This is a genomic window from Frankia sp. CcWB2 (genome assembly GCF_977927585.1).
This window is the reverse complement of sequence record NZ_CDWRCM010000107.1, coordinates 13,752-15,510: the sequence shown is the minus strand read 5'-3', so window position 1 is coordinate 15,510 and position 1,759 is coordinate 13,752. Positions and strand designations below refer to the sequence as shown.

Sequence of the window (1,759 nt, the reverse complement as noted above, 5' to 3'; positions counted from 1 at the left end):
AGACGATCATGAGAGGGCCAGTTCGATCACAAGATCAGCGACAGATCCAGATCCAGATCCAGATCCAACGGATGATCCTCGCCCAGCACCTTGCGCCGGCGGCCGAGGGTGTCCTCCTCCAGCAGGCGGGCGTCCTCGTGCTGGCCGACCGCGCTCAGGACATATGCTTGGTTCGCGGCTGTCGCGAGCGTGAGTGGATGGTCGTTTCCCAGCGATTGCTCGCAACGATCCAATGTTTCGACTGAGAGCCAGAAGGCACGCTCGTACTCGCCGAGTGCGGCAAGGTCCGCGACGAGGTTGTTGGCGGACCCGAGCGTCTGCGGATGTGACTCGCCGAGGATCCGCTTACGCCGTTCCCAGGTATCCTCGTCGAGCTCCCGAGCCTCGGAATGCTGACCGGCTCCGCTGAGGTCGACGGCGAGGTTGTTCGCCGAGACGAGGGTGTCCGAGTGGTCGTCGCCCAGCGTGCGCCGGCAAAGCTCCAGAGCCTCCTCATCGAAAACCCTGGCGGCCGGGAATTCGCCGATGGAACGCTCCACTTTGGCCAGCTGATTGCGCACCCAGGCCTGATGATAATCATCCGGGTCGAGCAGCACACGCCAACGCAGATAGGAGTCGAAATGAAATAACTTGCGCGTTTCGAACCCTCCACAGGCCTGTGACCTGCGATGATGCTCTCGATCACGTATTTGTTACTTCATTACGTCCCCATAGGCCTGCTGCGCGATCCGGTGAACGCTCTTGTAGTTCCCGTGTGCGGCGAGATACCAGACGGCGTTCATGACGAGGGCCCGGCTACCCGGACTGTCGACGGCGATATGATCGGCCGACAGCAGATGCGGCAGCACGTCGGCGTAGTACGACCAGTTGGCCGGGTCATCCGGATTGCCGGGGTCGGTCGCGGCGAGTAGCTCCCAGGCTCGCTCCCGGAGCACCGGTCGTTCGATCGGCTCGACCTGGTCCCGCAGAACCGCCTGCACAAGGCGGTGCAACTGGATCGCCCGGCCGGATACCCGGGCAATACCATAGCGGCGCAGATGCGCGACGGTCCGATGAAAAACGATCGGGTCGGCATCGCCGGCCCGATCGTCGTCGGGCTGCTCGCTCGTGGCCGTGACCGCCTTGGAGATGAAGGTCAGCGGCAGCGGATCGGGGCCCAGAAACGCGGCGAGCCGGAGCAGGTGAACGGCGGCCGGGTTCTCCCGTTCCAACTGTTCGATGGCTACTCTCCAGCTCGCCGCGAAGGATTGCGGATAGTGCAGTGCCCGCCCCTCACTCAGTATCAACTGAGTATGCGTGGTCAGCAGTCCGAGATACTCCTCGATACTCATTCCGGTCTCCGCCAGCCAGGAACCGGCCTGCGCGAGTACGAGTGGGAGATCACCCAGCGTCTCGCTGAGGAGGTCAGCGTCCGCCACGCTCAGCGAAGCGTCCCGGGCGCGCAACAGTTTGATGGACTCCGCCCGCTCGAACAGGCCGACCTCGATTCGGCCGGCCGAATCCTGGAAAGCTGGATTGCGGGAGGTAATGATGACGTGGCCACGCCCGTCGGCGCGATAGGAAGCCGGCTCCATCGGGCCGGGCAGGTTGTCAAGAATGAGCAGCCAACGGCGCCGCGCGCTCAGCCGATTCACCAGGGCGAGGGCCCCTTCGCCCGGCGCCGGCTCTGCCTGGCTGCCGAGCTGAAGGGCCAGATCGCCAAGCTGCTTCTGGAGAAAGGTCGGCTGTTCGGCGGAGACCCACCACACGATGTCATAGG

General features: G+C 64.1%; 2 protein-coding genes. Both read right to left on the bottom strand.

What is annotated here, in order from left to right; all coding sequences use genetic code 11:
• Positions 1 to 26: 26 nt before the first annotated feature.
• Positions 27 to 596 carry a tetratricopeptide repeat protein gene (locus tag ACY45C_RS12750; RefSeq protein WP_462187839.1) on the bottom strand — a complete coding sequence of 190 codons (570 nt, stop codon included), beginning with the start codon at positions 594 to 596 and terminating at the stop codon, positions 27 to 29.
• Positions 597 to 692: 96 nt separating this feature from the next.
• A partial coding sequence (fxsT, locus tag ACY45C_RS12745) for an FxSxx-COOH system tetratricopeptide repeat protein (protein ID WP_462187838.1) occupies positions 693 to 1,759 on the bottom strand: 1,067 nt, incomplete at its 5' end.